22 protein-coding genes and 1 pseudogene are annotated in these 20,661 nt (G+C 39.6%); 5 read left to right on the forward strand and 18 right to left on the reverse strand.

The features are described from left to right. Positions 1 to 67 precede the first annotated feature (67 nt). From N523_RS0118715 to N523_RS0118725, 3 genes are all read right to left on the reverse strand, one after another. The gene (locus N523_RS0118715) at positions 68 to 355 is read right to left on the reverse strand and encodes a putative quinol monooxygenase (protein ID WP_028834762.1); all 288 of its coding nucleotides are present in this window, start codon (positions 353 to 355) and stop codon (positions 68 to 70) included. Positions 356 to 421: 66 nt separating this feature from the next. Further along, complete coding sequence (gene dkgB, locus N523_RS0118720) at positions 422 to 1,237, reverse strand: 2,5-didehydrogluconate reductase DkgB (RefSeq protein ID WP_013463211.1); 816 nt, start codon at positions 1,235 to 1,237, stop codon at positions 422 to 424. Positions 1,238 to 1,384: 147 nt separating this feature from the next. Then, entirely contained in the window at positions 1,385 to 2,557 is a 1,173-nt protein-coding gene (locus N523_RS0118725; RefSeq protein ID WP_028834761.1) for an MFS transporter, read from the reverse strand. Positions 2,558 to 2,672: 115 nt separating this feature from the next. Here N523_RS0118725 and N523_RS0118730 point away from each other — a divergent pair, with 115 nt between their 5' ends. Both N523_RS0118730 and N523_RS0118735 read left to right on the forward strand, forming a co-directional pair. Next, complete coding sequence (locus N523_RS0118730) at positions 2,673 to 3,560, forward strand: LysR family transcriptional regulator (protein WP_028834760.1); 888 nt, start codon at positions 2,673 to 2,675, stop codon at positions 3,558 to 3,560. 111 nt (positions 3,561 to 3,671) lie between these two features. Continuing rightward, on the forward strand, positions 3,672 to 4,712 hold the full coding sequence (locus N523_RS0118735) for a metal-dependent hydrolase (RefSeq protein ID WP_008115296.1): 1,041 nt from the start codon (positions 3,672 to 3,674) through the stop codon (positions 4,710 to 4,712). A 68-nt stretch (positions 4,713 to 4,780) separates the two neighbouring features. On the opposite strand, the gene N523_RS0118740 is transcribed toward N523_RS0118735, so the two are convergent. From N523_RS0118740 to N523_RS0118750, 3 genes are all read right to left on the reverse strand, one after another. After that, entirely contained in the window at positions 4,781 to 5,692 is a 912-nt protein-coding gene (locus N523_RS0118740; protein WP_028834759.1) for a sensor domain-containing diguanylate cyclase, read from the reverse strand. Between the two features lie 4 nt (positions 5,693 to 5,696). Further along, positions 5,697 to 6,503 (reverse strand): alpha/beta fold hydrolase, encoded by an 807-nt coding sequence (locus tag N523_RS0118745; RefSeq protein ID WP_028834758.1) that lies wholly within the window; start codon positions 6,501 to 6,503, stop codon positions 5,697 to 5,699. A 277-nt stretch (positions 6,504 to 6,780) separates the two neighbouring features. Further along, positions 6,781 to 7,050, reverse strand: a complete 270-nt coding sequence (locus N523_RS0118750) for a hypothetical protein (RefSeq protein ID WP_013463206.1) — start codon at positions 7,048 to 7,050, stop codon at positions 6,781 to 6,783. Positions 7,051 to 7,302: 252 nt separating this feature from the next. Between N523_RS0118750 and N523_RS0118755 the strand changes: the two genes are divergently transcribed. Then, positions 7,303 to 7,569, forward strand: a complete 267-nt coding sequence (locus N523_RS0118755; RefSeq protein ID WP_028834757.1) for a type B 50S ribosomal protein L31 — start codon at positions 7,303 to 7,305, stop codon at positions 7,567 to 7,569. After that, entirely contained in the window at positions 7,566 to 7,700 is a 135-nt protein-coding gene (ykgO, locus tag N523_RS0118760; RefSeq protein ID WP_028834756.1) for a type B 50S ribosomal protein L36, read from the forward strand. The genes N523_RS0118755 and ykgO overlap by 4 nt, the downstream gene beginning before the upstream one ends. 54 nt (positions 7,701 to 7,754) lie before the next feature. On the opposite strand, the gene N523_RS0118765 is transcribed toward ykgO, so the two are convergent. After that, positions 7,755 to 8,141 carry an OsmC family protein gene (locus N523_RS0118765; protein ID WP_028834755.1) on the reverse strand — a complete coding sequence of 129 codons (387 nt, stop codon included), beginning with the start codon at positions 8,139 to 8,141 and terminating at the stop codon, positions 7,755 to 7,757. Positions 8,142 to 8,150: 9 nt separating this feature from the next. Further along, on the reverse strand, positions 8,151 to 8,540 hold the full coding sequence (locus tag N523_RS0118770; protein WP_028834754.1) for a cytochrome b562: 390 nt from the start codon (positions 8,538 to 8,540) through the stop codon (positions 8,151 to 8,153). Between the two features lie 136 nt (positions 8,541 to 8,676). Between N523_RS0118770 and N523_RS0118775 the strand changes: the two genes are divergently transcribed. Beyond that, positions 8,677 to 9,756, forward strand: a complete 1,080-nt coding sequence (locus N523_RS0118775; protein ID WP_028834753.1) for an ABC transporter substrate-binding protein — start codon at positions 8,677 to 8,679, stop codon at positions 9,754 to 9,756. Positions 9,757 to 9,808: 52 nt separating this feature from the next. Here the strand turns inward: N523_RS0118775 and N523_RS0118780 are convergent, their stop codons facing one another. The 10 genes and pseudogenes from N523_RS0118780 to N523_RS0118825 all read right to left on the reverse strand — a co-directional run bounded on the left by N523_RS0118780 (position 9,809) and on the right by N523_RS0118825 (position 20,576). Beyond that, positions 9,809 to 11,587 (reverse strand): sugar phosphorylase, encoded by a 1,779-nt coding sequence (locus N523_RS0118780; RefSeq protein ID WP_028834752.1) that lies wholly within the window; start codon positions 11,585 to 11,587, stop codon positions 9,809 to 9,811. A 20-nt stretch (positions 11,588 to 11,607) separates the two neighbouring features. Then, positions 11,608 to 12,828: a glycosyl transferase gene (locus N523_RS0118785; protein WP_028834751.1), complete on the reverse strand. Its 1,221-nt coding sequence runs from the start codon at positions 12,826 to 12,828 to the stop codon at positions 11,608 to 11,610. Further along, entirely contained in the window at positions 12,821 to 14,563 is a 1,743-nt protein-coding gene (locus N523_RS0118790) for an HAD-IIB family hydrolase (RefSeq protein ID WP_028834750.1), read from the reverse strand. Before N523_RS0118790 ends, N523_RS0118785 begins: the two co-directional genes overlap by 8 nt. A 146-nt stretch (positions 14,564 to 14,709) precedes the next feature. Next, complete coding sequence (locus tag N523_RS0118795) at positions 14,710 to 15,948, reverse strand: uracil-xanthine permease family protein (RefSeq protein ID WP_028834749.1); 1,239 nt, start codon at positions 15,946 to 15,948, stop codon at positions 14,710 to 14,712. Positions 15,949 to 15,957: 9 nt separating this feature from the next. Beyond that, positions 15,958 to 16,590: a uracil phosphoribosyltransferase gene (gene upp, locus N523_RS0118800; protein ID WP_008115315.1), complete on the reverse strand. Its 633-nt coding sequence runs from the start codon at positions 16,588 to 16,590 to the stop codon at positions 15,958 to 15,960. Positions 16,591 to 16,723: 133 nt separating this feature from the next. Further along, positions 16,724 to 17,686, reverse strand: a complete 963-nt coding sequence (locus N523_RS0118805; protein ID WP_028834748.1) for an oxidoreductase family protein — start codon at positions 17,684 to 17,686, stop codon at positions 16,724 to 16,726. A gap of 339 nt (positions 17,687 to 18,025) precedes the next feature. Continuing rightward, positions 18,026 to 18,700: a hypothetical protein gene (locus N523_RS0118815; protein WP_028834747.1), complete on the reverse strand. Its 675-nt coding sequence runs from the start codon at positions 18,698 to 18,700 to the stop codon at positions 18,026 to 18,028. Positions 18,701 to 19,034: 334 nt separating this feature from the next. Beyond that, complete coding sequence (locus tag N523_RS0118820; RefSeq protein WP_028834746.1) at positions 19,035 to 20,009, reverse strand: hypothetical protein; 975 nt, start codon at positions 20,007 to 20,009, stop codon at positions 19,035 to 19,037. A gap of 109 nt (positions 20,010 to 20,118) precedes the next feature. Beyond that, positions 20,119 to 20,295 (reverse strand): annotated as a pseudogene (locus N523_RS19445) (Mobile element protein); the annotation flags it as partial. 35 nt (positions 20,296 to 20,330) lie between these two features. After that, entirely contained in the window at positions 20,331 to 20,576 is a 246-nt protein-coding gene (locus tag N523_RS0118825; RefSeq protein ID WP_197019883.1) for a YDG/SRA domain-containing protein, read from the reverse strand. Positions 20,577 to 20,661: the final 85 nt, after the last annotated feature.

A 20,661-nucleotide genomic window follows, 5' to 3' on the forward strand; every position in this document is an offset into this window, starting at 1 on the left:
TGGAGATGATATTTCAAAAATGGAGCTGTAAGTTACAGCTCCTGCTTTGGTATTAACTGAGTGTCATTTAACCAATGGTTTTATACACATCAATATTGGTAGAGGTAATAAGTTCGCCTACTGCATCACCAAAGGCTTTAAAGTGGGGTGCGTTTTTATGGGCTTCAAAATGCTCATTAGACGCCCATTGCTCACTCACTAAATAGCTAGTTTGCTCAGCATCGTTTTTAACTGATAGCTCGTAACGCAGGCAGCCTACTTCTTGGCGCGAGGACTGTTGTAAGTTTTCGAGCTCGGTTAAAAGGCGATCTGCATCGCTATTTTCACTCGATAGTGTAGCAATTACCGTTAACATGGGTGTTCCTTGTTTCAAAAATAAAGGTGCAGCTCAACTGCACCTGTTTTGGTTCTGGCTTTTTGGTTATTGATCCCACTGCGGTGCAAAGTCTGGCGTTGCTTGGCGGTCGTTGCAATCAAGGCCATCAATTCGCGCTATATCTTCATCATCAAGTTTTACCTTGTCGTTAAAGTTATCTTCTAAGTTTTTACGCTTAGTCGATGATGGAATTGTGGTCATGCCGTTCGCATTTTCCCATGCAATAACCACTTGCGCTGGCGTTGCATCGTGTTTATTGGCAATATCTATAATGGTTTGATCGTTTAACACTTTACCAACCACAAACGGCATATAGGCTGTTACATGTATGTCATGCTGAGCACAAAAGGCGCGCAGTTTGGTATTGGTTAAATAGGGATGCACTTCTACTTGGTTAGTAAATATTTCACGCGAGTCTAACGTTTGCATCGCTTCTTTTAAGTTCGCAATAGTGAAGTTTGATACGCCTATATGTTTGGTTAACCCTAACTTTTTAGCTTTTAGTAGCTCAGTCAGGTATTCGCTCATAGGCTCATTGTTTGATGGTGCAGGCCAGTGAACTAGCAATAAATCAACCGAGTCAACTTGTAACTTTTCTAATGACTTTTCTACACTTGCGATAAAGTCGTTTTTATTGAGTTTATTGTTCCATACTTTGGTGGTAATAAATAACTCATCTCTGGGGATATTACTGTCTTTAATAGCTTGGCCAACTTGCTCTTCGTTACCATAAATTTGCGCGGTATCAATATGACGAAATCCTACTTCTAACGCCATTTTTACAGATTCATAAGCAGTTTTACCTTCTAAACGAAAAGTACCCATACCTAAGTCTGGCATTTCAATTACACGTTGTGTCATAGCTTTATCCTTATTAAATAATTGGTTTAAAATTCAAACGTCGCGTTTACTAAATACACCGATTACTTTTTGATTTAAAATTTTGACCTCATGAAAATACTGAGGTCATTCATTTTTATTTCAAGACTAACCTACATAAGTTTCGCTTTATTTAGCCTGAACATTTTGTTTATCTAGCCTGCCACTGTACCGGGTGACTATTAAAGCCAGCAATGAAACAACGGCGCCAATCCATGCGGTATCTTTTAGTTCCATGTGCTCTACTACAAGCCCCCCCGTAATAGAACCCAATGCTATGCCAATATTAAATGCTGCTATATTTAATCCAGATGCAACATCGACTGCGTTAGGAGTATGTTGCTGAGCTTGCTTAACAACATAAAGCTGCAAACCAGGTACATTACCAAATGCAAATGCCCCCCAAACTAATATGGTTAATACGGCAGCAACCTTTGACTCCATGGTAAAAGTAAATATCAGTAGAATTACAGTAAGTGCACTAAAAATAATGCTCAGCGCACTGATCGGGCCTCGCTTGTCAGCTAATTTTCCACCCCATATATTACCAACAGCCACTGAGACACCATATACCAGTATAATTATGCCAATTGTTGAAGATGCAAATCCAGTCTGCTGCTCTAAAATGGGGGCCAAGTAAGTAAACGCAGTAAACGTGCCGCCATAGCCTAAAATTGTCATTAAATACACAAGCAGTAATCTAGGTTTAGTAACAACTTGAAGTTGCTCTTTAAAGGTTGCCGGTACTGATTGCTTTAAATTTTTAGGTACTAATACAGCACTTCCAATTAAAGCGATAATACCAAGTGATGACACCACTAAAAATGTAGCGCGCCAACCAAAGTGCTGCCCTATCCAAGTACCTAATGGCACACCCGTTACTAGCGCTACCGTAAGGCCGGTAAACATAATTGCAATGGCGCTAGCCTCTTTATCTTTACTTACTAAGCTTGTCGCTATCATTGAGCCAATAGAGAAAAATACACCGTGAGCAAGTCCAGTTAAAATGCGTGCTATTATTAACGTTTCGTAGCTAGGAGCTTGCCAAGCTAATAAGTTACCCATAACAAATAAGCCCATAAGACTTATAAGTACCACTTTTCGGTTCCAGCGACCCGTTAATGCAGTGAGAACGGGTGCGCCAATAGCTACACCAACCGCATATAAGCTCACTAGTAAGCCTGCTGATGGTAAGCTCACGCCTAAATCGTTTGCAATAGTTGGCACTAAACCCACTATAACAAACTCTGTTGTTCCAATTGCAAATGCGCTTAAGGTAAGCGCCCATAAAGCCAATGGCATAAATACATCCTCATTTTTAAAATAGATGCATAGTGTGAGCAAAAACTCCTTTGCAATAAATAGCATAAATGGCAAAATACTTTTGTTTATTTTGCAAATATAAATGAGTGAATTTATGCCTGTTCAAGCTAAAACTGCAGATCTAGAAATGTTTATTACCATTGTTGATTGTGGCAGTTTTTCCGGTGCGGCTAGTTTACTCGATTTAAATGTAGCTAAGGTTTCAAGAGCGCTATCTCGCCTCGAAAGTAGGCTAAACTGCACATTACTAAACAGAACAACTCGGCGCTTAGAACTGACCGAGGAAGGGCATATATACATAGAATATGCGCGAAAGGCTTTAAACACGCTGCTCTTAGGGGAAGAAACAATAAAGCTACTAAAGCAAGCACCTAGCGGGCACTTGCGTATAGATGCAGCAAGCCCTTTTGTTTTGCATCAACTAGCGCCACTAGTTAATGAGTTTAAAAAGCAATACCCGCAAATCACGCTCGATATTACCTCACACGACAATATTATTGATTTACTTGAGCGCAAAACAGATTTAGCTATTCGCATTGGAGACTTAAAAGATTCAAACCTGCATGCGAGAAAATTAGGCCAAAGTAAATTAAAATTGGTCGCAAGCACTGATTATTTAAAAAATGCGCCACCGTTACAGCAAGTTTCAGATCTTAAAAACCATAACCTAATTGGTTTCAGTGAACCCAATACTCTTAATCAATGGCCCTTGAAGCATGAGCAATCGCTGCACTTTGATTTAAGGGCTAGCAGCGGCGAAACCATTAGGCATTTATGTATTGCTGATCAAGGCATAGCACTTCTCTCACAATTTATGATTGCAGAAGATTTAGCCAAAAAACGATTAATAGAAGTTTTACCCCACAGCGTGAGTAGCCCAAATAATCGAGAATCTATTTATGGCGTTTATTACAAAAATGGGGCGGTTTCTTCACGTATTGTTGCTTTTTTAGATTTTATACAACCGCGATTGAGTTTATAAATCGCTTTTTAAATCAGTTTAAAGCCACTTAATGAAATAAAATATAATAATGACGGTTTTAAGATCAGTATCAGTATATACATTGAAGTTGCATTATTTAGATGAGGTAGTATGGATTCTTTAACACAAGTTGCGTTAGGTAGCGCTGTAGGGTACGCAGTATTAGGTAACAAAGTGGGCCGCAAAGCGGTGTTATGGGGCGCTATTTTGGGCACTTTACCCGATTTAGATGTGTTTTTACCCTATGGCGGCAGTGTTGAAGCATTTACTTATCACCGTGGCTTTAGTCATTCATTTTTTGTGCACTTGTTAATTAGCCCTTTGATTGTTTGGCTAATTTTAAAAATACACACTGGCATGCAAGCGTATAAAACACGTTGGTTTTGGTTAGTGTTTTTGTGTTTATCAACCCATGCACTATTGGATGCACTTACTGTGTACGGTACGCAATTAATGTGGCCACTTACAGAGCATCCGTTTGCAATTTCAAATATGTTTATTATTGATCCCCTCTACACGTTACCGCTATTAGTAGGGGTTATAGGCACTTTAATACCAAAAATAACCGCCCCAACCGCCTACAAAATTAACGCAATTACGCTCACAGTAAGTACTCTCTATTTATGTTGTTCGCTTATTCTTAAAGTTGTTATTGACGATAAAGTCAACACTGCGCTGCAAAACAGAGACATCACAGTCAATGAATACATTAGCACTCCAGCACCGTTTACTACTTTACTTTGGCGAGTGGTTGTGATGTCGGATGGGAAATATTATGAAGGCTATGCATCGGTGTTTGATACACCCAACGAGGTTACCTTAAATGCATACCAAACAACCCCTTCTTTACTAAACGAGATTAAAAATGAATGGGGTGTTAAACGCTTGCAGTGGTTTACAAAAGGGTTTTATTCCGTTCGCGAGCAGCAAGACAAAGTTATTCTCTCTGATTTACGCATGGGGATGGAGTGTGCCTATGTGTTTAATTTTGTTGTCGGTCAGAAAGATGGCTCAGCAATCAGTGTCGGTAATTTTGAAAAAATAAGTCAAAGACCCAACTTAAACAACCTACCTAAAATATGGGATCGAATTTGGCACCCCGATACCGTATTGGCATCGCCATTAGCAAAAAACAATTGTGTAGAGCAATAATACCAACCGTAGCTGCCGTCTTTTGGGTAAACTCAACTAAATACCCTGTTGAGTTTACCCCTATTTAGTTAGGGTTCATCGTATAGCTGGGTTCTGTTCTTTCCGCGCTCTTTGGCTTTATATACCGCATTATCGGCTTGGGCAAATAAATCAGTAAACGTCGTTTTCGCAGTACTCAAACTTGCCCCAATACTGGCGGTTACTGGGCGATTACCTACTTTAATTTCAGCAATTAATAAATGCAGCCTTTGGCAAAATAACAAAGTATCTGCTTTATTTGTATCTGGCACCATAATTAAAAACTCTTCACCGCCGTAACGAGAAATAAGGTCGGTTTGTCGACCAAAATGTTTAAGACGTTGCCCCAACTCTTTTAAAACTCGATCCCCTTCTAAATGCCCAAAGGTATCATTAACGACTTTAAAATTATCAATATCGATAATTAATAATGCAACCGACTGCTTTGATCGCATAGCCTGTTCGAGTAACAGCACGCTGCGGTAATTCATCTCTCTTCTATTTAATAAGTTGGTTAACTCATCGGTAGACGCTAAAGATTGTAAGCGTTCAGTTTGCGCTTCTAACTTTTCCCGTGTTTTGATCAGCTCGTCGTAAAGTTTATCTCGCTGAGTAGCGTTAAAAAAGCTCCAGTATATATAGCCCTTTTCATCAAGCTGAGCATTAACGGTAACCGCCATACGCTCGCCTTGGGCGCTGAGCATAATTAACTGCATTTCTTGACACGCTTTTTCATGCAGTAAGGTAGGAAGCACATAACTTTGTAAAAATATTTTTGATGATTTAGTTATAATTTTATCAACCGACTTGCCAATAAGCTCATTAGTATTCCACTGTAATTCCTTTTGAAAATAAGTATTTGCATAAACAATAATGTTATCTGCATTTGTCACTAATGCACCATTTAAAAAGTGATCTGCGGAATAATCAGCAAGCTTTTCATCTACTTTATCAAGTGACATGTGGCTAACTCACAAAATCAAAAATTAAACGGCTGACTGTTTCTGGGTGCGTCATATGAATACAGTGGCCATGCGCACTAATAAGCTTAAGTGTTGCATTTGAAATTTCATTCGCTACAAACTCCCCAACAGAAGGCGCGGCTAAAGCATCATTTTCACTTTGTAAAATTAAAGTAGGCTGTTTTATATGTTCAAGTATAAAACGGTAGTCGGATAAAAACGTGGCTTCTGCAAAGGTTTTTGCAATAAGGGGATCGGTTGAGCAAAAACTTCCCGATAGTTCCGCTATAAATTCATCTGGATGAGAGTTGCCCATTACTAGAGGCGCTAAATAATTTGCCCAACCAATGTAATTTTTATCCATTAGGTTTAGTAATTCGTGAAGGTCTTGTTTTTCAAATCCACCAAAATAATCAGGGGGTAAATTTAAAAAGCACGGTGAGGGGCACACCATAACCAGCTTAGAAAATAGCTCTGGTTGCTCAATGGCAGCAAGTGCGCCAATGGTGCCACTAACCGAGTGGCCTATAAATGTAATATCGGTAAGTTCAAGTGCGGCACATATTTCTAGTACGTCTTTGGCATACCCATCAAGGGTTGAGTAGCGCTGTTTATTATATTTAGACACATCAGAGTTACCTGAGCCTACATAATCAAACAGCACTAAAGTAAAATGTTGTTCAAGGGCAGGAATAATAAATCGCCACATGTTTTGGTCGCAACCAAATCCGTGAGCCAACACTAAGGTTTTATCACCCTTGCCAATTATTTTGACGTTGTTTCTGCTGAGTATTTCATTTAAATGTTGCATGCTGAATTATCCCTTTCTTATTTCAACTTATTAATGGTAGTTCAACTACGAGCCGAAACTACTATTTTAACACTAAATGTAGTTTAACTTATTATAAAGCTTTAAACATCAATTAGTTAGTTGAAAAATAATCAAGGGCCAAAGTACATACTATTGTATTGAATAAGTGTAATTAATTATTTCGCTTATCTATAAAAACAATGCCTTTTTAACATTAAATTACAATCGTATAACCAGTGTTAGCATAATGACTAATTAATATGCCTAATACAAACAGTTAGTTTTGGTGCTCGTACTGCCCACGATATACTTCAAATACTTTTAGCACGGTGTGTTGTTCTTTTGAAAGAGAGTCAAACCAGTCATCAAATAACTCATCATCTTCTTGTTCGCTTAATGCTAAATAATGGGCAAGCAATTCAATGATATCGTTATGAGAACATGCGAGTGAGTCAACTTGTTTTGCTAATACACTATGATCGCGCTCCCTAAGAGTGTCCATAACTCCTTGGTCGATTTGGTCCTGTTTCGTTTGAGCGTCACTCATAAACTACCTCTATTCTACGTGATTAAATTTTTATTATTTTTTTTGCTGAAACTAGTTATAGCAGCCTAAATACTAATAGCCAGTACTTTTGATCTAAGTGCTTATTTTTTGACTAGATTGCGCAAATACGCAGCAATTACGGTGCGTTAAAGACTATTTAACCAAAGGTCAGGCTATTTAAAATGATTTGCAAAGGGAAAATAAATGCGTTAAATTAAATGATATACTATCACATAACATTAAAGGCATTTTATGAAGCCCAATATTCACCCTGATTACCATGTGGTTGCTTTTCATGATACTGCAGCTGATTCTTACTTTATTATTGGTTCAACCATTAAAACCAATCGCACTATCGAAATAGACGGTAATACATATCCCTATGTACCTATTGATGTTTCATCTGACTCACACCCATTTTATACAGGCAAACAAAAAACGCTTGCTACTGATGGCCGCGTTGCGCAATTTAATCGTCGCTTTAAAAACCTCTCTACAGCTAAAAAGGAAAGCAAATGAAAGTATTAAGTTCATTAAACAGTGCAAAGCAACGACCTGGTTGTCAAATTGTAAAACGTAAAGGGCGCGTGTTCGTGATATGTAAAGATAACCCAAGATTTAAGGCCGTACAGGGTATGAAGAAAAAATAGTGAGATAAAATAATAATGCCGAGTTTATTACTCGGCATTATTGTTAAAGGGTATTTACTTTACATCAACAGAAAACTCAGGCACTGCCTGAATAACCTTTTTCACGGTACATGTATTTACAGCAGCAATAAGTGCTTTTTTATATTTATCGGGGAAACCTTCAGGCAACCCAATTTCAATAGAAAAACGTTTTTTACCGTTTTCATCCACATTCTCGTTATTTTGTGTCAGCGTCATCCCGTCTGTTGAGATCTCTCTTTGCTGACAAAATTTACGCGCATAAAAACCAGCGCACAAAACCATGCTAACCAAAAAATAGTCAAATGGTTCTGGATGCTCAGCATCACCACCGGCATTGATGCTTTGATCGCTTATCACTTCATGCTCACCAAACTTAGCACTCAACTTTTGACCGTCTAACATTGAAACTGAAATTTCCATTGCTAATCCTTATTTTCCAAACAGTAATTCAAAAAAGCCAGGAGGCTCATGTAATTTATGATATTTTTTGCGTAAATTATCGATGGCTTTAAGTGGTTTTTTTGCAGCTTCGAGTCCCTGCTCATTCGCTACTTTTTTTGCCAACTGGGCTTGAACAAGTACTTTATCGAGCCCTTGCACCGACTTCTCAGCTTCTTTATAAAATTTGGCTTTCTTACCTTGCTCTATCAATCCAATAAATTGATCGATAGCACCATTAAATTCTTGCAGCTGGGTTGCTTCAACACTTTGTTTATAAGCCAGCCCAATATTTTTCATGGTCTTTTCTAAATCACTTACGTCATTAGCGGCAACTGTTTGACTAAAGAGTAATACTATTAACAATAAAACTGCTTTCATTCATAAATCCTAAAAAAATTAATTGCTGCATACATGCTAAACTTACTGGGGTATTATATAGCATAACGCTTAGATGTCACCACGGAGCTAGTTAGCAAGGTAAAAATCGAGCTTTATAAAATCTATAGAGAAACATATGCCTTTGTTGAAATTACACCGACTGATAACTTTTTCCTACCTGCTATTCAGTAGTTACAGTATTAATGCCTTAGAGATCATATTCATCAATCCTGGCTTTTCAAATTCAACTGAAGCTAATAGCAATAAAACCGGTGATTTTTGGTTTCATGTTTCTAAAATTATGCAAAATGCTGCCACAGATTTAGATGTGACATTAACTATAAAATACGCCAATCGAAATCATATTTTAATGAAAGAGCTGATCCAGCAGGCCATTAACGATAAGCCTGATTACCTGTTATTGGTAAACGAAAAAAATGTCACCAGCCAATACCTATCTAAAATAGACAGTAACAAGGTTCCCATTTATTTTTTATTAAATCGCCCTTCCCCTGCGTCTCTCGAGCAATTGCAAAAAAATGGCGTCAATGTGGTCGGCAGTATTACCCCAAATAATCGTGTTGCAGGTAAATCATTGATGCAGCAGCTTTATAAAAAGTTTACCAATAAAACAAAAACGCCAGCTCATACATTAGCTTTACTAGGGGACTACACAACTCCTGCTTCCACTTTACGTACCCAAGGGTTAATGGATTTTTTAGCGCAAACACCCAAAGTAACCTTAACCGCTAAAGAGGTTGCAAATTGGTCTGAGCAAGAAGGCTATATAAAAACCATGGCCTATATGCAACTTGCGCCTGAAATTAACATTATTTGGTGCGCTAATGATGCCATTGCGTTTGGTGCTAAAAGAGCATTAACCCAACTAAACAAACAATCGCAGGTTATTGTGGGTGGGATTAACTGGGATTCTGCGCCTAATAACGCATACGCGCTTGATATATCGATAGGGGGTCATGTTTTATTAGGGGCTAATGCAATTATAAACTTATTTGATAACCATACTGATTTAAAGCGTTGGCCACTTTTTCACAGCACTAATGATATTTTTCAGCCACTCAACGATACAAATAAGCCTTTATATAATGCAATTAATGCGAATAACCTAGCCGAAATAGACTTTTCGCAGTTTAGTAAAACCCGCCCAGACAAAGTTGAATTTACTATAGAAAACTTACTACTCGCGCTTGAGTAATGTAACTGTAAAGCCCCTTTACAGTTACATTGATTACTTTAAACGTCGTTATTTATGCTCTATTAGATAACCAGAGTGTTTGATACGGTGCTAATTGCATAGTTTTAAGCTCTTCATCCAGCACTGTTTTAGAGAGCAGCTCATGCCATTGCTGTGTATTTATTAAGTTCAAATCGGCCAAGGTTAAGCTTTGTGGCTGACTGCTGATATTATAAATACAAAAAATACTTTGCTGGCGGTCAATGCTTTGTCGCCAAAAACCAAATAACCCCTCTCCTAAATGCAAAGTGAACTGTGTTGCATTAGGATGAAATGCCGCTTGCCTTTTACGCACTGATAATAACTGTTTTATTCCCTTGAACACCTGGTGATGGTGGCTGTATTTTTCTTCAATAGCCGCTAATAATTTTGACTCTTGCCAGCGATGACGATTAATTGCGCGATTGTGCTGCGAATTTTCAAAGCGCTCATAGTCATTAGTTGTGCCAAGTAAACTATGTATGTATAGCCCCGGTATTCCTTCCATTGCAAACATAATGGCGTGAGCACATAAAAAGCGCTCAAGGCCAAATTTATCCGCGCCATTATGCGTCCCTTGTAAGGCATCAAATAAGGCAATATTTAGCTCATACGGGGTATGTGTGCCATCGTGACTAGTACGCATTGAAACGCGCCCACCAAACTGCATGGTGGTACTGACTAATGAAGCAACCTCACTGGGTTGCAGCAAGCCTTCAATTGGCCTTAAACCAATTCCATCGTGAGAAGCAATAAAATTAAAATACGCAGTGCCGTTTTGTGCTGGCGGCATACTCATCATCCAATGCTTAAGCGCCGTACTATCGCCACTAAGTAAAGTGTGCAATAACAACGGCGGCAAGGCAAAGTTGTAAATTGCATGGGCTTCGTTGGCATTACCAAAGTAAGACAAGTTCTCCTGATTGGGAATATTCGTCTCGGTGATAATCACTACACTTGGCTCGGCATGCTCAATCAGCGTTCGTAGTAAACGCACTACTTCGTGGGTTTGCGGTAAGTTTATGCAACTGGTATTGAGTTGTTTCCATAAAAAGGCCACAGCATCAAGGCGAAATAAGCGAATTCCGTTGTCTAAATAATGACGAATAATGCCAACAAACTCTTTTAACACCTCGGGGTTTTCAAAATCAAAATCCACTTGATCATGACTAAATGTGCACCATACATGCTTTTCACCACTGGTTGTTGTTACCGTATTTAATAGGGGCGATGTACGAGGACGAACAACTTGGCTTAAATCGTCAGTTAAACTGGCTGTTTTAAAGTAGTCTTTACCTGGGTGTGTATCGGTTAAAAAGTTTTCAAACCAAATACTTCGACTAGAGCAATGATTAATGACTAAATCCGCCATTAACTTTACATCGTTGGCAATCGCATTTATGTCTTGCCAGTCACCAAGCGCTTCATTAACTTGCGCATAGTTCATTACCGCAAATCCTTCATCTGAGCTGTACGGATAAAAAGGTAAAATATGCAGTGCATTAAGCTGGTGATCGCACTGCTCTTTTATAAAGCGATGCAAGGTTTTTAACGGCGCCTCTAGGGGAGTTCCAACTGCTAACTCACTGTCTTCATGGTTTATAATCGAATCGCCATAGGCAATTAGCACAACATCTTGTTCATCCCAGCGATTGGTGTGTGGCGTGGGATCGCGAAGTGGGTTATCACCTAAAATTAAGGTGATCAATTCTTCAGTCAATTCGCTTACTGCTATCGGTAATTCAACATCTTGATAAATAGCATGTAAATGTTGTTCAACTCGTTGAAAAAACTGTTCTTTAACTATATTCACAGGCGCCTCGTTTAATGATGTTAACTGTATTGCTCGTTATCTAGCTCTACGGCTTCTTTTAAACGCTCAAGTACGTCTGGCATTGCCGAGGCCACACGGTTCCAACTCGGCACAAAGGGTGCTTCCATTGGGTTTTCTAAAAAGTGCTGACCGGCATTCATGATATTTTGTGCAAACATTTCAACGGCTTTTTCTTCTTGGTGAATATCAAGGGTTAAACCGTTCATTAGTGCATCATTATGATAGGTTTCAATAAAATCTAAACCAATACGGTAATATGTGGCTTTTAATGAGCGAATAGTTTCGCTGGTAAAGGTAACCCCTTGCGTTGCTAGCTTTCTAAATAGTGCTTTGGTGATATCAATCGACATTTTAGAAAGGCCAGCGGTTTGGTCGTCGAGCGATAACGCCTGATGTTTATGATCGTAGTTATCCGCAATATCAACTTGGCATAATCGATTATGAGAATAATTACGATACATTTCACTTAATACGCCAATTTCTAACCCCCAGTCACTAGGTATACGAATATCGTTTAATACATCGCGTCTAAACGAAAATTCACCGGCTAATGGGTAGCGAAACGAGTCCATGTACTCAAGGTAATCACGGCTGCCTAAAATGGTTTTAAACGAGCGCAATAACGGAGTAACCAATAACCGAGAGACACGGCCATTAATTTTTCCATTGGCGGTACGCGGGTAAAAGCCTTTACAAAACTCATAGTTAAATCGAGGGTGTGCCACAGGGTATATTAACCGCGCTAATAAGCCTCGGTCATAAGTTAAAATATCACAGTCATGCAAGGCTATTGATTCTACCTCAGCGGTGGCTAATTTATAGCCCATGCAATACCACACATTACGCCCTTTACCGAGCTCGCGTGGCGCCACACCTAAGGCTTGAAGCTCTTTATCGAGCGCTTGTAAGCGTGGCCCGTCGTTCCAAAGTACTTTGTGGTTTTGATCAAGCGCTTTAAAAAAGTTAAGTGCATAACGATATTGGCTTTCGTCGGCTCTGTCTAAGCCTATGGTAATTTGTGATAAATAAGGTACTTTTTGCAGCTCTTTAACAATATTTTGTAGCGCGGGGCCTTCTAACTCACTAAATAATGAGGGCAAAATAAGCCCCATGGGTCGCTGCTTACTAAAACTCAGCAACTCTTTTTCTAAATCGTCTACGGGTCTGTTGGCAATATTATGTAACGTTGTAATGATGCCATTTTGATAAAAATCAGCCATGTAAACTATACTCCTCAAAATTGGGTAAAATGCTGTTAATACAAGGTAATGCAGTGATTTCTTCTACCCAGCCTAACGGCGCTGGCAACTGAGAATAACGCGCTTTGTTATGGGTTAATTTAACCGGCTTTTTGCTCTCTGGATTGGCAATAATAATGGCAATATCTGCCTCTTCGAGCATTTGCTTATCATTATCACTATCCCCAAGCGCAATAATGCTTAGCGGCTTAGTAAACTGCGCAGTAAACTGTTTCACTAGCCATTGCTGCGCCATGCTTTTATCGGTATTTTTACCAATGTGAATAAAGCGCCCGCCTACTTTAACGTCGTAGCCGTACACTGTTATTGCGTTTATAAATTCGTTGAGTTTGTGCTCTTCGCCATGCCAGCAGAGCGGATCTGAATATTGACGATTCTGTGCTTGCGCCGCCTGTATCGCGTTTAACCCTGTGATGTGCATTACCTGCTCACACGATAACTCACTGAATAAACTATATTGGTCGCTGTAGTCTTTTTTTAAATGTGTTAAATCAGCCCATAAATTGCTAATGGGCGCCGCAAATGAATAACACCAATAGCCTTGGTATTCGCTGCAGCCAATGGGTCTGAGGGTAAAGTAATTTTCAGGAATATAGACAGCCGAGCCATTTTCAACAATAAAAGGCTGTTTAATATTGAGCGCTTGTTGCAGTGCCACCACTTCGCTAAAGGTTTTACTGGTGTTAAATACCACCGGCACACCGCTGTATTGCAACTCTTGTAATAAAGTGTCGACCGCTTCGGTGCTGTAGTCTCTATGATTTAGTAACGTACCATCTAAATCGGTAAAAATAATGGGCTGACCAATATTGTCGCTAGTTAGCTGCATTGCGACTACATCACGGTGACTATCAAGCTCTATTAATGCATTTGCTTTGGCACTGAGGGTATTTAAATTTTCTCGGGTAATACGCTCAAAGTGAGAAATAAACCAAAGCAGCTGCTCGTCGGTCATGGTACCTGCGCCTTGGCCTTGTTTTGCGATTAGCTTGTGCTCTTGCTCTTGTCGCCATGCAAATACATCATCAAAACTCGGCGCTTTAAGCATAATTGTGTAGTCAATTTTATTAAATACGGTTTTATACTCATTAGCTAAACAGCTATTAATACAGCGGCGCCATAGTCCTTGCTGATCGTATGATTTTTCTAGCTCATTAATGGGCTCAATTAAGGTAAAAGGCTGCTGTGGCTCACTGGCTACACACCACCCTTCTAAAATAACAATATCGACTGGCTGGCTATTGGTTAACCATTTATTTTTTGCTACGGGTTCATCTTGTTGCTTGTCAAAACGTGGCAGCGGTACATTAACCTCTTTATTTAACAAGCGACTAATGGTTTTATCCATAAGGGCAACATCATGTGTGCCTGGAACTCCACGGGTGGCAAATAAACAATGCACATCTTGTGCTAGCTGCTGACGTTTTTGGGTTGATAAATAAAAGTCATCAATAGAGAGTGCGACACAATTTAGGTGGGTGTTTTGCTCAAACCAAGTCACTAAATAGTCACCAAGCGTGGTTTTTCCTGAGCCTTGGCAGCCGTTAATGGCAACAAATAAAGGCGCATTTTTTTTGCTGGTTAAAATATCCTGAGCAATCACAGAAAAATACTGCTCACTAATATATTGATATTTCAACGGCAATTGATGTTTTACTAAAAAAGCATTTATATCCACACTATTGGCCTCCAATATAACAATCCCTGATTCAACTATAGGGTATGAATGAGGAAATGCAGTTACTAGACCAATATTATTTATTGTTACTTTTTAGTAGGTTAAAAAAAAAGCGCATTTAAAATGCGCTTTTTTGGTGCAATATTTTTAACCACAGTGCAAATTTAATTCTCGTTGCTCTGTGCTTTTGGGAATACTAAATTTAATACTATGCCTAAAACAGCGCATAAGCTCACACCTTCAAGGCTGAACTGGCTGCTACCAATGTGCATACCACCAATACCGCAAATTAAAATAAGCGCCACAATACTTAAATTGCGTGGTTCGCTTAAGTCATCGCCCGATTTAACTAAGGTATTTAAGCCAATAACGGCAATAGAGCCAAATAATAAAATCATTATGCCGCCCATTACAGGGACCGGAATGGTTTGCAAGCCCGCGCCCATTTTAGCCACAAACGCTAAACAAATTGCAATAATGGCAGTCCACATCATCACTTTAGGGTTAAAGTTTTTAGTTAGCATTACCGCACCAGTTACCTCTGAGTAAGTGGTGTTAGGTGGGCCGCCAAATAATGACGCAGCAGACGTGGCTAACCCATCACCAAATAAAGTGCGATGTAGCCCTGGCTTTTTCAAATAGTCTTTTTTTGTAACTTGGCTAATTGCCATCATGTCGCCAATGTGTTCAATAGCAGGCGCAATTGCCACCGGCACCATAAACAAAATGGCTTGCCATTTAAACTCTGGCAGTACAAAGTTAGGCACTGCCAACCACTGTGCATTACTGACTGTTTCAAACTGTACTACACCCATAAATAACGAAAGCGTGTAACCGGCAACAACACCGGCTAAAATAGGGATCAGTTTAAATACCCCTTTGCCCCACACGGCAAACACTAAAGTTACTAGTAATGAGAACATAGAGATAATAATGGCACTGTCGTAGGCAATAATTTGTGTACCACCATCGCCACTTTTACCCATGGCCATATTAACCGCAGCTGGCGCGAGTGCTAGGCCAATCACCATAATGACTGGGCCGACCACAATTGGCGGCAAAATTTTATGTAAGGTTTTTGTGCCTTTAAACTTCACCAATAAACTCAACAGCATATAAGTAAAGCCCGCTGCCATTAAGCCGCCCATAGTGGCGGGTATGCCCCACATTTGCACTGAGGCAATAATGGGTGCAATAAACGCAAATGACGAGGCTAAAAAGATAGGCACTTGGCCTTTAGTGACAAATTGAAACAACAAAGTACCTAAACCTGCGGTAAACAACGCAACACTCGGATCGAGACCCGTTAAAATAGGCACTAATACCAGCGCACCAAACGCTACAAATAGCATTTGGGCACCCGTTAAAATGGTTTTTATTGAAAACGTAGAATTATTTTGCACTGCTAAACCCTAGTAAACCGTACCGAAAATTTTATCACCTGCATCCCCTAATCCTGGGATAATATAGCCTTTTTCATTAAGGTGGCTATCAACTGAGGCAGTAAAAATTTCTACATCTGGGTGAGCGGCTAATGTTTTTTCAACGCCTTCAGGCGCAGCAACCAGTACAATAACTTTAATTTCTTTACAGCCCGCTTTTTTAAGCATATCGATGGTGGCGATCATAGAGCCACCAGTAGCCAGCATAGGGTCAATCACTAAGCTCAAACGCTCATCAATATTACCTACTAGCTTTTCAAAATAAGGCACTGGCTCAAGTGTTTCTTCGTTACGCTCTAACCCCACTACACTCACTTTAGCTGCTGGGAGTAATTGCATTACGCCGTCCATCATCCCAAGGCCTGCGCGTAAAATTGGCACAACGGTAATTTTTTTACCTTTAATATGCTCAACTTTAAGTTTATTACCGTCCCAACCTGTAATTTCGTTATCTTCTAATTCTAGGTTTTTAGTGGCTTCGTAAGTTAATAATGTGCCAACTTCTGAACACAACTCTCGAAAACTTTTCGTGCTAATTCCATGCGCGCGCATTAAACCTAACTTATGTTGAACAAGGGGGTGAGAAATAACGTGAATAGCCATAGTAATAAACCTAGTGATAAAAAATTTGACGTATTTTATATTAAAACAGGCCGTTTGACTGTTAATTTTAGCCCTGATTTCATAGTTCGTGCCAAAATATTTAATTTAGCCATAACTGTTCAACTTTTTGTGTTTATGAGTTGTTACTGGCTAACCAATTATTTACCTGGGCTTGCATGTAGCCGTTAATTTTTTTGTGCTCGGGGCTCCACCCAAGTAAAAACCGATAAAAGTCTGCCCACGCCACCGGCCATAAATGAGCCCATTGTGCAATAACGTCATCCGCATTCACTGCTGGTTGGTAGTGACTGAGTGCGTTTTTAAACTGGCTAAAATAATAATCGAGGTAAGTTTGTGCGTGTTTGTGAAGCTCAGAATCGTCCAAACAACTGGTCATAAAATACATAACATCTACCACCCCAACACCCGTACCCACATATTGAAAGTCATAACCGAGTATATGCCCTTGGCTATTAGTGGCAAAATTAGCAAGCTTGGCATCACCATGAATTAACGTTTGGTAGTCACATTGTTTTAACGCGTTATTTAATTGAGTAGCTGCCTGTTTAATATCGGACTTTTTAGGTAAGTTATTAAATTCATCAGGCCGGGTATTTAAATGCCAATAGCTTCCTTGCGGCCATAAGCCATCAAACTTTGTATTTAAATGAAAGGCATTTAAATGAAAGGCATGAAACTGTGCCAACCACTTTAATATCGCCTTTATATTCTCAGTGGTTGCTTGGGTGTATCCCTGTTTTGAAAAGTCTTTAAACACCAAGGCATACTCATCACCTTTGTTGATTGCTTTTATGCATTCAATAGCTGCCGCTTGCTTGGGCAGTTTATGGCTAAATTGCTGATAAAACGTATATTCAACGTGGTAAGAGTCACGTTTTCTATTAAGCGCAAACGCACTTTGTTTAATTTTAGAATGATTAATGTGATCGGGTACTTTAATCGCTTTAATTACACAGGCTTGCTCATCAAGTTGGCACTTCACAATATGGCCGCAGCCGCTCCAAAGTGAAGTTAGGGTTTCGCCAATAGCTATACGTTCAAAATGCGGGGTAAGTAACGAAAGATAAAAAGACATAGCCAAATTAGGTTGCTAAATTTTAGTTAGTTTAACATTAGACGGTGTTTTTAATAACAGGTCTTAATAAAAAAAGCCCTGCGCGCACAACATGAAATACAGTGTTAATATCGCGTATCAGCCAACTGACTTGACGCTTTCTTGCAATTGCCATGACACACACTGCTCATTACTTATACTTCTTAAGGCATAGTTTGAAGCCATTGAAAGTAAGAAATTTAAGGTGGGTTTCTGCATAACTTGTACATGGTCTCCTTGGAAACTTAACGCTTGCAGCACGCGCGGCTTTTTAGCGAAGGCGAAGCCGCAGCGAAAAAGCCGTCGCTGTGCCTGCACTTGTTAGCCAAAATCATGCACAGACACTCCATAGTAACTCAAGACACTAGTCGCTAGCGCCAAGCCAAACAAAACCCACGGGATCAAGAAATCAGGAGCATCCTCTGTTCCGACAACGAACTTAATGAAGCGAACCACTTTTAAAATGGGCCAACGATACCAAGGATAGGACACAGCTCCATTTTTAAAGTCATTTCCCGGCAACCTGCCGCCTTTGTACTGTACCTGATAGTGCATAGCCACAGAATCTTCTTCATAAACTAGCTTATTAGGGTTAACAGAGTACTCTTTATTCTCATATTCTTTTAGATCGTGCTTCTCAGCTTGCTCGGTTCGCCATTTTTCAAATTCATCTTTGTATCGTTTGGAATAATCCCTTTCGGCATCTTCTTTTAATTTTCTGAATAGCCGCCCCGATCTATCAATGTTGTTAAAGTTGAAAGTTCTTCTATATCCAGTCCGAACCCTCTTTCTCGAACTGATGTAAAACCGCCAAGCAAAATAGATCAGCAGTGCATAAGAAATCCACTTAAGTGCACAAGGATTAGAAATTTCATAATTGATTACTAGAAGGCGAATTGTTTCATCCTGTGGGGTAAGGCCAAGCAACCAGTAACTAATAAAAAGCATTGATATGAACTTTAAATTTCGAGAGTGCAAGTTGGGCTCATTGAACATGCTTTAATAATTCCTCAAGCTTCCTGATCGGCTAGACATAATAACTCCCACACGGTGTTAGCCTCCGCTTTTCGTGGGTTAGCTTAATTCAAAGCCAGAGCCATAATTAGTTTGTCAAATGATATCATATGATTGATATCATATGATGACACCCATCTTAACTACCTATTGAACCTGTGTCACAAAATTCACTATTAAGCTCTGCATTTAGTTTCTTGCAACTTTAAAAGGCTGGTTTCAGCTTTAAATAAGTAAATATCGTTGTAAAACTTAAATGACAGACATGGAAATACCTGCTCTATACAGTAAGTTTACGTATTTGATTGATTAAGCTTTATGCGAGTAATTTTTCGCAGTTACTCATGTTTGCTCGCCGCTTTCTTCCTAAATTTTCACAATAGCTTTCATGTGAAGAAGGTCTACCGACTGCACCATGGAACACACGCGTAAATTGTGTCGTCAATTTCAGCCAGTTCTCAGGGCTAATATTGACTCGCTCTAGTAAAGGAAGGTATGTATTGTCAATCTGCCCCCGCTTGTCTTCTCTTATGACACGGCCTGTTAATTCAACGAGTTCAAGGTAGGATTTAAGTTCAAAAGGTAGGCCTTTTGGCATGATTTGGCGTGGTAAGCCTGCAAAACGTAATAAACTTTTAGGCTGCTTGCCTGTTGCTGCACTTTCTAATCGCTTTTTCACGCTGGTATGATTTGATTCTTCGGGGGTGCTGGCTATCTTTGCCCTAATTGGATTTAAATCTACATACGCCATGCAAGCAGCTAGTGCGGCTTCATCTAGCAAGGCCTGTGATTTAAAGCGCCCTTCCCAGAATCGACCAGTGCAGTTGTCTTCTTTATTCGCTTTGCGCGCAATATCTTCATTTAACAAGCGCATAAACCAACTGATGCTAGATAGCCGCTCTCGGTATTGTTTTACTGTTTGATTGAAAAAGATAAGCTCTGCTTTAGTGAGTTTTTCACCTTGCAGGTATTTTTGCGTTAATAACGTGCCTTTACACACTTTATGCCAACGAATAATAATGGCTTGGTCATTTAGCCTATTAGCCTTTTTATCATCTACATACAGTACTAAATGAGTGTGATTACTCATCACAGCATAAGCACACACATCTATGCAAAATACCTTCGCTAGTGCAAGTAACCTATCTTCAACCCAGCTTCTGCGGTGCTCATAAGACTGACCTGTAAAATGGTCTTCTCCGCATAAAAAAGCTCGACGTACACAGCGTGAAATACAGTGATAATATCGCGTATCAGCCAAACTAACCTGACGCTTTCTTGCAATTGCCATGGAACACCCTGCCTAGTTATTCATACTGCCTAAAGCATAGTTTGAAACCATTGCAAGTACAAAATTAAAGATGGGTGTCTGTTTTAGTTCGTATGTTTTACTTCTTCTTGCAAAATACCTTCGCTAGTGCAAGTAACCTATCTTCAACCCAGCTTCTGCGGTGCTCATAAGACTGACCTGTAAAATGGTCTTCTCCGCATAAAAAAGCTCGGCGTACACAACGTGAAATACAGTGATAATATCGCGTATCAGCCAAACTAACCTGACGCTTTCTTGCAATTGCCATAGAACACTCTGCTTATATTTCCTACTAAATAAAGTCTAGTTTGAAACCATAAAAAGTACAAAATTTGAGATGGGTGTCTGCTTTAGTTCCGTCTGCTTTAGTTCCGCTCCAGAAAGTACGATAGAGTCAGCACCTTCATTTTTACCACCACTTATTCCTGCAACTAAAGGAGGGTGAACTTTAGCTTTAGCCAAAGCCTCTCTATTATCAAAGATATCACCTGGACTAACTCCATTTATTTCACCGAAAGTGCGCATCTGAATCCTTATATGCATAGACATAATGACTCCCACACGGTGTTAGCCTCCGCTTTTCGTGGGTTAGCTTAATTCAAAGCCAGAGCCATAATTAGTTTGTCAAATAACT

The sequence above is a fragment of the Pseudoalteromonas sp. 23_GOM-1509m genome, assembly GCF_000518425.1.
Classification (GTDB): Bacteria; Pseudomonadota; Gammaproteobacteria; order Enterobacterales; family Alteromonadaceae; genus Pseudoalteromonas; species Pseudoalteromonas tetraodonis.

Bases quoted from the DNA above. Each gene is read 5' to 3' on its own strand.
- N523_RS0118725 (WP_028834761.1), bottom strand. From the start codon at position 2,557: ATGCCATTGGCTTTATGGGCGCTTACCTTAAGCGCATTTGCAATTGGA.
- N523_RS0118740 (WP_028834759.1), bottom strand. From the start codon at position 5,692: ATGTCACTTGATAAAGTAGATGAAAAGCTTGCTGATTATTCCGCAGAT.
- N523_RS0118715 (WP_028834762.1), bottom strand. From the start codon at position 355: ATGTTAACGGTAATTGCTACACTATCGAGTGAAAATAGCGATGCAGAT.
- N523_RS0118785 (WP_028834751.1), bottom strand. From the start codon at position 12,828: ATGGCTGATTTTTATCAAAATGGCATCATTACAACGTTACATAATATT.
- dkgB (WP_013463211.1), bottom strand. From the start codon at position 1,237: ATGACACAACGTGTAATTGAAATGCCAGACTTAGGTATGGGTACTTTT.
- upp (WP_008115315.1), bottom strand. From the start codon at position 16,590: ATGGCTATTCACGTTATTTCTCACCCCCTTGTTCAACATAAGTTAGGT.
- N523_RS0118745 (WP_028834758.1), bottom strand. From the start codon at position 6,503: ATGCAACATTTAAATGAAATACTCAGCAGAAACAACGTCAAAATAATT.
- ykgO (WP_028834756.1), top strand. From the start codon at position 7,566: ATGAAAGTATTAAGTTCATTAAACAGTGCAAAGCAACGACCTGGTTGT.
- N523_RS0118765 (WP_028834755.1), bottom strand. From the start codon at position 8,141: ATGGAAATTTCAGTTTCAATGTTAGACGGTCAAAAGTTGAGTGCTAAG.
- N523_RS0118825 (WP_197019883.1), bottom strand. From the start codon at position 20,576: ATGTCTATGCATATAAGGATTCAGATGCGCACTTTCGGTGAAATAAAT.
- N523_RS0118820 (WP_028834746.1), bottom strand. From the start codon at position 20,009: ATGGCAATTGCAAGAAAGCGTCAGGTTAGTTTGGCTGATACGCGATAT.
- N523_RS0118730 (WP_028834760.1), top strand. From the start codon at position 2,673: ATGCCTGTTCAAGCTAAAACTGCAGATCTAGAAATGTTTATTACCATT.
- N523_RS0118805 (WP_028834748.1), bottom strand. From the start codon at position 17,686: ATGTCTTTTTATCTTTCGTTACTTACCCCGCATTTTGAACGTATAGCT.
- N523_RS0118770 (WP_028834754.1), bottom strand. From the start codon at position 8,540: ATGAAAGCAGTTTTATTGTTAATAGTATTACTCTTTAGTCAAACAGTT.
- N523_RS0118815 (WP_028834747.1), bottom strand. From the start codon at position 18,700: ATGTTCAATGAGCCCAACTTGCACTCTCGAAATTTAAAGTTCATATCA.
- N523_RS0118735 (WP_008115296.1), top strand. From the start codon at position 3,672: ATGGATTCTTTAACACAAGTTGCGTTAGGTAGCGCTGTAGGGTACGCA.
- N523_RS0118750 (WP_013463206.1), bottom strand. From the start codon at position 7,050: ATGAGTGACGCTCAAACGAAACAGGACCAAATCGACCAAGGAGTTATG.
- N523_RS0118775 (WP_028834753.1), top strand. From the start codon at position 8,677: ATGCCTTTGTTGAAATTACACCGACTGATAACTTTTTCCTACCTGCTA.
- N523_RS0118755 (WP_028834757.1), top strand. From the start codon at position 7,303: ATGAAGCCCAATATTCACCCTGATTACCATGTGGTTGCTTTTCATGAT.